General features: G+C 59.7%; 13 protein-coding genes and 1 tRNA gene. 5 read left to right on the forward strand and 9 right to left on the reverse strand.

Annotation, left to right across the window (positions count from 1 at the left end; translation table 11 throughout):
- Positions 1-76 precede the first annotated feature (76 nt).
- Both EOA60_RS37440 and EOA60_RS10100 read left to right on the forward strand, forming a co-directional pair.
- Positions 77-247, forward strand: a complete 171-nt coding sequence (locus EOA60_RS37440) for a hypothetical protein (protein WP_164748198.1) — start codon at positions 77-79, stop codon at positions 245-247.
- Positions 244-1,551, forward strand: coding sequence for a hypothetical protein (locus EOA60_RS10100; protein ID WP_127334966.1), 1,308 nt, complete (start codon positions 244-246; stop codon positions 1,549-1,551). Before EOA60_RS37440 ends, EOA60_RS10100 begins: the two co-directional genes overlap by 4 nt.
- A 490-nt stretch (positions 1,552-2,041) precedes the next feature.
- Here EOA60_RS10100 and EOA60_RS37445 read toward each other — a convergent pair whose 3' ends face one another.
- The 4 genes from EOA60_RS37445 to EOA60_RS10120 form a co-directional block, all read right to left on the reverse strand.
- On the reverse strand, positions 2,042-2,200 hold the full coding sequence (locus EOA60_RS37445) for a hypothetical protein (protein WP_164748197.1): 159 nt from the start codon (positions 2,198-2,200) through the stop codon (positions 2,042-2,044).
- A 263-nt stretch (positions 2,201-2,463) separates the two neighbouring features.
- Positions 2,464-2,772 carry a hypothetical protein gene (locus tag EOA60_RS10105; protein WP_127334965.1) on the reverse strand — a complete coding sequence of 103 codons (309 nt, stop codon included), beginning with the start codon at positions 2,770-2,772 and terminating at the stop codon, positions 2,464-2,466.
- Positions 2,773-3,940: 1,168 nt separating this feature from the next.
- Positions 3,941-4,228 (reverse strand): hypothetical protein, encoded by a 288-nt coding sequence (locus EOA60_RS10115; RefSeq protein WP_245479164.1) that lies wholly within the window; start codon positions 4,226-4,228, stop codon positions 3,941-3,943.
- Entirely contained in the window at positions 4,228-4,590 is a 363-nt protein-coding gene (locus tag EOA60_RS10120) for a hypothetical protein (RefSeq protein ID WP_127334962.1), read from the reverse strand. The genes EOA60_RS10115 and EOA60_RS10120 overlap by 1 nt, the downstream gene beginning before the upstream one ends.
- A gap of 555 nt (positions 4,591-5,145) precedes the next feature.
- On the opposite strand from EOA60_RS10120, the gene EOA60_RS10125 reads away from it, so the two are divergent.
- The 3 genes from EOA60_RS10125 to EOA60_RS10135 all read left to right on the forward strand — a co-directional run bounded on the left by EOA60_RS10125 (position 5,146) and on the right by EOA60_RS10135 (position 6,250).
- Complete coding sequence (locus EOA60_RS10125; protein ID WP_127334961.1) at positions 5,146-5,568, forward strand: hypothetical protein; 423 nt, start codon at positions 5,146-5,148, stop codon at positions 5,566-5,568.
- Positions 5,565-5,810, forward strand: a complete 246-nt coding sequence (locus EOA60_RS10130; RefSeq protein ID WP_127334960.1) for a hypothetical protein — start codon at positions 5,565-5,567, stop codon at positions 5,808-5,810. Before EOA60_RS10125 ends, EOA60_RS10130 begins: the two co-directional genes overlap by 4 nt.
- A gap of 119 nt (positions 5,811-5,929) precedes the next feature.
- Positions 5,930-6,250 carry a hypothetical protein gene (locus tag EOA60_RS10135; RefSeq protein WP_127334959.1) on the forward strand — a complete coding sequence of 107 codons (321 nt, stop codon included), beginning with the start codon at positions 5,930-5,932 and terminating at the stop codon, positions 6,248-6,250.
- 158 nt (positions 6,251-6,408) lie between these two features.
- Here the strand turns inward: EOA60_RS10135 and EOA60_RS10140 are convergent.
- The 5 genes from EOA60_RS10140 to EOA60_RS10160 form a co-directional block, all read right to left on the reverse strand.
- Positions 6,409-6,484, reverse strand: a tRNA-Phe gene (locus tag EOA60_RS10140).
- A gap of 157 nt (positions 6,485-6,641) precedes the next feature.
- Positions 6,642-6,863, reverse strand: coding sequence for a DNA gyrase inhibitor YacG (gene yacG, locus EOA60_RS10145; protein ID WP_067328558.1), 222 nt, complete (start codon positions 6,861-6,863; stop codon positions 6,642-6,644).
- Positions 6,860-7,486, reverse strand: a complete 627-nt coding sequence (locus tag EOA60_RS10150) for a Maf-like protein (protein ID WP_066993800.1) — start codon at positions 7,484-7,486, stop codon at positions 6,860-6,862. The genes yacG and EOA60_RS10150 overlap by 4 nt, the downstream gene beginning before the upstream one ends.
- A gap of 19 nt (positions 7,487-7,505) precedes the next feature.
- Entirely contained in the window at positions 7,506-7,724 is a 219-nt protein-coding gene (gene infA / locus EOA60_RS10155; protein WP_006200926.1) for a translation initiation factor IF-1, read from the reverse strand.
- Between the two features lie 195 nt (positions 7,725-7,919).
- Entirely contained in the window at positions 7,920-8,330 is a 411-nt protein-coding gene (locus EOA60_RS10160; RefSeq protein ID WP_066993798.1) for a low molecular weight phosphatase family protein, read from the reverse strand.
- Positions 8,331-8,377: the final 47 nt, after the last annotated feature.

The following is an 8,377-nucleotide window of genomic DNA, read 5'->3' on the forward strand; positions in this document are numbered from 1 at the left end:
GACGCCAGCTTTGCCGTTGATCAGTCGGTATCCTCTACGGGAGATATCCTTGACCAGTAGACAAAGGAAAGCACAGATGGCCGAAAAGCATCGAATGGCTGACGAAAAAGCCCGCAATGAGGCGACAGAGGCCTTGGCCGAGCCGGATCAAGCCGCAAGCAAAGACAGTGAACGCCAGCAGCAGCAAATAGCCGTGGCCTGGGGAGTGGCCGCGAGCACGTTCGGTATCGGAGCGCGCCTATCATGACAGCCTATTACGTTCGTTCTGGCGCTGGCGGCGCCGGCACCGGTGCCGACTGGGCCAACGCCTATACGACGCTCGCTGCGGCATTCTCGGGCAAAGCCGCCGGCGACGTTTTCTACGTCTCCGAAGATCACGCCGAGACACAAGCATCAGTTATGACACTGACCGGACCCGGCACCCTGGCTCTTCCTGCGCTGGTTTATTGCGTCAATCATAGCGGCTCCGTGCCGCCCGTCTCTGCCGACCTGAGAACGACCGGGCAGATCTCGACCACGTCCGGGAACAACATTAACCTCGCCGGCCCGGCGATTTATTATGGCATCCTCTTCAATGTTGGCTCATCCGGTTCGCCGGCTTTGGCAGCACCAAGCGCCAACAACGTCACGCTGAAGCTGGTCAATTGCCAGATCAACCTGGTCGGCTCCGGGGCGCTGAATATTTCGATCGGCGGCGTGACGGCCGGGTATCTCGAACTGATCAACACGCCAATCAGTTTCGGAGGCGTATCCGGGCAAATCCGTTGCGAGGGCGTCTTGCGCTGGCGCGATACGCCCAGTGCTCTTTCGGGCGCGATCCCGACGACGCTCTTTGTGTCATTCTCGGGGCGCGGTGGCCTCATCGAGTGCCGAGGCGTCGATCTCAGCGCGGCCGGTTCGGGCAAGACGCTTGTCGGGGCGATCACTGGCAGCAGCAACGCCAAGGTGACGTTCGAGGACTGCAAGCTCAATGGCTCCGTGACCTTGGCGGCCACTCCAACGCAGCAAGGATCGCTATTCGTCGATGCCTATCGAACCGGATCTCTTGGCGCGAATTATCAATTTGCCAGCGTGAGATACGCCGGCACGCTCACCGAAGAAACCACGATCGTCCGCACCGGCGGGGCCTCTGACGGCGCCACCCCGTTGGCTTGGAAGATCGTCACCACGGCGAACTCTTCCTATTATCTGCCATTCGACTGCTTGCCGATCATGATCTGGAACGACACCACCGGATCTCCGGTGACGGCGACCGTTCAAGGCATCTGGGGTGGGGGTGCAGTTCCGAATGATGACGAAATCTGGCTTGAGGTGGAATATCTCGGCGATGCCTCGTCGCCACAGGGGTCGTTCGTCAGTGATGCAAAAGCCAACCCGTTGGCATCCGCCGCTGGACAGGCTGCCGGAAGCGGCACATGGGGCGGATCGACAACCAAGTTTGCGCTCTCCGTCACGTTCACGCCACAGCAGAAGGGCTGGATCGCTTGCAGGGTTAAGTGTGCGAAAGCCTCGACGACTTTCTATATCGATCCCAAGATTACGCTCTCCTAAGCCTAACCTGGCATCGCTGCAGCGGCGTGTCGCAGACCTCGCTCCATATCGGCGAGGTAGGCGCTGTCATTGGCAAAGTGGTCCCAAAGGACCAATCCAACAATAAGCGCAGTCACAACTAAGGGCCAACGCACTGGAACTCTCCCTCAAAAGCTCCTCGCGGCCGGCATTATCTTCCTACTTCGCTTTATTTACAAGCAGTCGCTAATACAGCGGGAGAGCTCGCCGGGCGAGGCCCCCAACAACAGCCTCAAGCCCGACGAGCTGCCGGGTTCAAACCGGCGATGTCTGCAGTGCAAGGCTGGTGCCAGCATTCTTGTGCAGAAATGAGACAGCTCACCACCGCTTGTAGCGTCACGGCCCGGCAGCCCATCATGCTTCGGGGGGAAGTGGTGACAATCCGCCGGGCCTGATCCGGGGACAGGGGTGGCCAAACCCCGGACGGCGCTAACCATAGCGAGACGGCAGCTGATGGCAATTGCTGTTTTAGTCAGCCCGCGAAGGCGTGAACGATCGCGAAGCCGATACCGATAGCTACGCCCGTAAAGAACTTGCCGGCAGCATCCAGGGCAATGATGCGGAACTTGGCCCAACCATCGCTGTGGGGCTTCCTGAGGGCACTGGAAAGGTCGTCAAAGATCGCGTCCATAGAAAGATTCTAGATCGAAATGGATTCGCTGTGAATCCCCCCCATCTTCTGGTGCGAAGACACCAGTTCTTAGCGAGCGCTCAAGACCCACGCTCCTGTCTTAGAAAGAGGCCCGGCGGATAAAGCGCCAGGCCAATCTCTGCAGCGAGAGGGTATGGAGGGATATCCGCTGCATCAGCCGCCATCATCGTCCTTTAGCAGGCGCTTGACAACGGAAATCCTTCGTACGGAGGGTGTCGCTGCGAACCTTGGAGAGAGCTTCGTCACGTCGGCTTGTCCACCAGTGGCGTCTTCCTTGTCGGCGGCTTGTAAGGCGTCACCACTCTCACGGTATCGGCATTCACCGTGACGGGGACGCCTAGGTTGATGGTCACTTTGTCTTCATCGACGCGGGTGACATCGCCTCGAAGCTCGATCTCCTGACCTTGCTTCACCTTCGAGATTCGATCGACAATCGAATGAGGCTGGCCATAGGAGGGGATCGACACGCTCACACGGTCTTCCGTCACTCGACGGCGCACCTTTGCCGTGATCGCGACTTCATCGCCAATATTGATGTTGCCCTTCGCCATGCCGATACAACTCCGACGCGGCCAATAGGTTCGCAAGCAGATGCTAATGTGCAGTCAAGACGATGCCCGTCACCCCAGGCAACGGGATGGCGGGCATCTATCCACTCTCTCATGCCGCCGAACGAAGGGACACATGTTCGCCGGCTCTATCAAATGATGTAGCGAGGGGAAGGTTTCAGCATCGGGACCAAAGCGTCAGATCCTCCGACTTCGGTCGCATCGAAGGGAACATTCCTACCAGTGTCCCGGTTAAGTGTCGCGGCGTGTGTCTCCGGCACGAGGTTCACCCGCCGCGCTGGGGCGCTCCCCCACGGGAGCCCGTTCGACCCCCTCAGGCGAGCGGGCTCTTGCCTCTGAGCTTCCAACGCCACAGTCGGCATTCGCTCGCGCACTTTGAATTATTTGATTGATCTGCTTGCGAAGGCTCAAGCCACCAATCATCTGACGAACGTCGTAGCCTTCGTTTTTGATCTTTGTACGCACCTCACCAAAATTGGCGTAAACTCCAGACTTGGCGAGTTCGAATGCGCGCTCAAGGGTCGTTTTCCTGTGATCCATAGCAGCGCTGAGCATACAGGAGTTTGGGGAAGGCTGCGCCTCAAATTTCAACCCGAGACACAACCAGCCTACATGACCGGGCATGGGTAACGGCTGGACCCTCCAAGCGCTTATAGACGCGGGCATGTCTGTTACGGGCGGCTGCCTGGATTGCCATCGTCATCAAAAGCTCGATCTGCCGGCGCTCCGGGATAGGTTCGGCGCTGATGCTCCGGCGATGGAATGGGACTTGAGGCCGAGGATGAAATGCGCAGTCTGCGGCGGCAAGCGGATCACGCTCACATATTCGCCGGATACCAGTCCGAAAGACCTTCACCGCAAGAGCCAGTAGGGCGGGACCTTCAGCGGCGCCGCGCTTTTTCCCACTGCATCAGCAGCCAAGCCTGCACCTCATGGCTCGTTACTGCCATAGCCTATCGAGCGATTGCAAAACAACAGACGCGCCAGCGGCAACAGCCGCCCAACTCGCCCATTTTCCCTGCCGACCGATGTCGGGCATCATGTCATCAAGGCTGTCCCTAATAGGAATGGTTGCCGCTCGAATACCGAGAGCGGCCGCAACAAAGCTGGTGACGATCGATAGGTATGGCAGCCACATGGCAAGCTCCGGTCACTCTGGCGGAGGGGGAGGCGGGAGCGAGGCCGCTGCACCTGACGATGCGGCTGCGGTTCCGCCCGGCCCCTGCTTGTACTTCTGGACGACGGCGGCGCTTCTGGCGCCGTCTCCCTCGATCTTGGTGTTGTTCGAGGCGGGATTGTAGGGATCGACTGTTTGCAGCAATTGGTTCTGTCTGTTCGAGTCGCCGGAGGCCAGCGTCATCGTATCGTAGTTGTTCAGATAATCGGCTGCGCAGCCGTTCAGGGCCAGCAGCGCGAGAGCGCAAAACAATTTCCTCATCAGCACGTCCCCTCGAAAACCTGGCCTTTGCGGGCGCGCAGATAGCAGAGTCGCTTCCCGCTCGCATTTCCAAAAGCCGAATGTTGCTCTACGGCCAACAGCAATACAGGCGCCGGGCTCATGAGACTTGCCCGCTGTGCTGTATCCCACATGACATCGCTAAAATTGGACACGAAGGTATCTACGCCGACGATGACTTGCGTCCGAACACCTTCGGCGCGGACTTCGACGCTCTCAATGCCGTAGCCGACTTTCAAGTAAGCCAGCTCGCTCTCAATTTGAAACTGCAAAGCCTCGTCGTTGGCTGATGCCAGAGTTGGCACCAAACACGCGGCAACTGCCAATGCTGTTTTGAACAACATTCCCCGATCCCCCCCGGATCAACTGGTGAGACCGTATCACCTCTTAGCCGGTGCTGAAAAGCACCTTGCACAAAGAAATACTTCCCCCAGGAAGGGGAGCATTCTTGACGAAATCAGCAAATCAGATGATCGTGTCCGTGGGCTTGAACACCCGGACTAGGACTTTGCCCGTGCAGACCTTTGGCGAGGTCGTTCTTCCTTTGGCGAGGAAGAGCGGGCGAGAGTGTGCAGGTTTCCTGCGCACAACGGACGCGCTTGGCGGCGCGGCTCCGACCGGCCTTTTATGGCCGGGAGCTAAGCCGCTGTCCAGTGGGGGAAACCCCTAAAAAGCTTAGGCCTGTCGTCCTGGCAGGTGTTCAACTCCCGGCTTCGGCGCCGTCCGCCGATATTTGCTGCAGGGGTTTGCAGCCCGGCCTTGAACAGCCGGTGAAACCAGGGGACTGAACCTATGACTTCTCAGGCAATGACACGTCGCGCCGCTCTCGGCGCTCTAGCATCGCTGCCGGCCATGGCAGGCGCTACAGCTGAAAAGCAGGTGGATGCCGCCTTCACAGCGTGGTCCGATATCTTCAAGGCTCTGCTGTCCGCACCATGCACAACCTTCGAGGCGGTGCAGATGAAGGCCAACTTGCTCTTGAGCGACAAGTCGAGCGCTTTCGGTGGAAGCCTGGAATATTGGGAATCCGAGATGCTGCTGCGTTCTTTCGTGGCGGCGCAGTCATGAACGCGACCCTAGAAGTTCTTAACGATCTGGAGCCGTTGGTCTGCGACAGCGACGACATGAACGACGTGCTTGCCAACTTGCTCGAAGACGCTTTCGGCAAGGAAAGCAGTAAGGGCGGAAACGTCGTCCTCACGGCTGGCGAGGTGAACCGATTGCTTTACATCGGCTATAAGGCCGCCGAATTATCCCAAAAGCTGCGCAAGACCTTCTATGAAAAGATCGAGGCGGAGCCGTTCCAGGCGATGCAAGCATGAGCGAACTCGTCGAACCTATCGTCATCCTCGACACCTTCGTGCAGGGCGTCGGACGCGTCGAGGAGATTGCCGCCAATCTGTTCCGCGTGTCTTATTATGCCCACCAGCGCGGCTACGACGGCACTCAAGAGCGCGTCTGCGTGGCCAAGTTCATTGTGACTGCTGAAACCATGATAGCGATGGCGAACGCCACAGGCGCGGCGCGGCGGCTATTGGGTGAGGCGCACTCGCCCATGAACTGAAATCAATTGGCCCTTCGGACACTTGAAAGGCTCGGCTGCTGCTTCGGTGGCCGGGCTTTTTTGCAAAGCCACGGTGAAATAAGATTCGCGATGCCGTGATTGGCATTGGGAGGGGCAAAATGAAGCGGAACGGTATTGAATTCGGCGACCCTTCACCCGCTGTGGTGGCCTACATTCATGAACTTGAGGGTAAGGTCGGCGAGTTGGGAATCAAGGTTGACGAACTCAACGTTGAGATCGGCGATCTAAGGTCCGGCAATGCGTTGTGGCTGATCGCGGCAGGAGCGGTTGTGCTATGCGTCAGCTATTGGGGCCTGCACCCTGGGTGGAAGCTGGTACCATTCGCCGCAGTTCTTCTCATCGCCGGCATCTGGCGCTATCGCCGGCAACAGGCTTGGGAAAGGCGCAGATTCGACGCCATTATGACGAGTGATGAATAGCCTTATTCATGTCGCGTCCATGTCGCACGGAGTGACCTGTAGCGTCTGGAAAAGCCCGGAAATCCACGGGATTAACTTGCAACACGATGCGACATGAAGTCCAACCAAATCGCCAAGCCGGCGACCTGCTAATAGGCTGATTTCCTTTGAGAAAGTGCTGGTGCCCAGAGGCGGATTCGAACCACCGACACGCGGATTTTCAGTCCGCTGCTCTACCAACTGAGCTATCTGGGCCTGCGCCGGCTAACGGGCTCGTCCGCCGGGTTTCACGGAAGCGCCGGGTGGCGCCCCCCTCGAAAGCGCGTGGGTTATAGCACGGGAATTCGCCCTGTCCAGCGCTTAGGTGTTGATAAAGAAAAATCGCCGGGAAACGGCGTATTGCTACGGGCCTTCACTGCTCGTCTGTGGACGAAGGGCCTTGCTTGGGGCCTCCGTCTTCTTCCTCTTCGTCGTCGCGGCCGGGAATGACGTAGGCGCCTTTCAGCCAGCGATTGAGGTCGATGTCCTTGCAGCGTGTCGAGCAGAACGGATAGTGCTCCCGCACCGAAGGCTTGCCGCATTCGGGGCAGGGGCGCTTCGGCCTCAGCGGCGTGACCTTTTCGTCCGGGCTCATGGCCGCGCGACGTGCCAGTTCTTGTGCGGCTTGAAGCCCTCGCCGGACAGCAGCGCGATACTCTCGTAGAGCGGCAGGCCGACCACATTGGTGTAGGAGCCGACCAGCTTGACGACGAAGGAGCCGGCGAGGCCCTGCACGGCATAACCGCCGGCCTTGCCGCGCCATTCGCCCGACGCGACATAGGCGTCGATCTCCTCGCGTGGCAGTCGCTTGAAGCGCACCCTGGTCTCCACCAGCCGCTGCCTGAGCTTGCCGCCCGGCGTGATCAGGCAGATGCCGGAATAGACCCGGTGCGAGCGGCCGGAAAGCAGGCCGAGGCAGTTCACCGCGTCGTCGATCGTCTCGGCCTTGGGCAGGATGCGCCGCCCCACCGCCACCACCGTGTCGGCGGCCAGGATGAAGGCCGGCGCATAGTCTTCCTCGCTTTTCAGCGAGGCGAACGCCTTCTCGGCCTTGTCCTTGGAAAGGCGCTTCGCCAGCGAGCGCGGATGCTCGGCGCGCAGCGGCGTCTCGTCGACATCGGCGGGCAGCACGCGGTCCGGTTCGATGCCGGCCTGCTGCAACAGCTCGATGCGACGCGGCGAACCCGAGGCAAGCACGAGCTTCTGCAGGATGCTCATCGCGGTTCGCGCCGAATTGTTACTTGAAGCGGTAGGTGATGCGGCCCTTGGTCAGGTCGTAAGGCGTCATTTCGACCAGGACCTTGTCGCCGGTCAGCACGCGGATGCGGTTCTTGCGCATGCGGCCGGCCGTGTGGGCGATGATTTCGTGCTCGTTTTCGAGCTTCACCCGGAACATCGCATTGGGCAGCAGTTCCGTGACCACGCCCGGAAATTCGAGGACTTCTTCCTTCGGCATTCGATACCTTTGCTTGGATGGCGGTTCCGGGGCCTAGAGCATGATGCCGAAAAGTGTGAAGCGGTTTTCGGACGACATCATGCTCTATCTTGATCTGGAGCCGGACGATTTCAGGTCGAACAGACCTGAACTCGTCCGACTCCAGCCGGAATTTGCGGCGGAACCTATATGATAATCGCCCGCTTGTGAACATGCTTAATCCGTCGCGTTTTTTGCTTCCGGAAGCAAGAAACGCCGGCTTATGCGCGTCTTCAGCCGCTCTCGCACATCGCGATAGGCGGCCATGATGTGCTCGCGCGTGCCGCCGGTGTCGGTCGGGTCCGGCATCGGCCAGTACTCGACCTCGACGGCGAGCGAGCGGGTAAGCTCGAGCGCGGCGTGATGCGCTTCCGGCGCCAGCGTCACAATCAGGTCGAAATAGTCGTCTTCCAGCTCGTCAAGCGTCCTCGGCTGCCGCTCGCCGAGCGTGAGACCCTCTTCGGCAAGCACGGCATCGACGAAGGGGTCGCGCTCGCCGCTGCGCACGCCGGCCGAGGCCACGAAAGTGGTGGCGGGCAGCATCCGCCGCGCCAGTTGCTCGGCCATCGGCGAGCGCACGGCATTCATGCCGCACACAAAAAGAATCGAATGCGGCAGCGCGGCCAGGACTACCC

This window comes from Mesorhizobium sp. M1A.F.Ca.IN.020.06.1.1 (assembly GCF_004023265.1).
GTDB lineage: Bacteria > Pseudomonadota > Alphaproteobacteria > Rhizobiales > Rhizobiaceae > Mesorhizobium.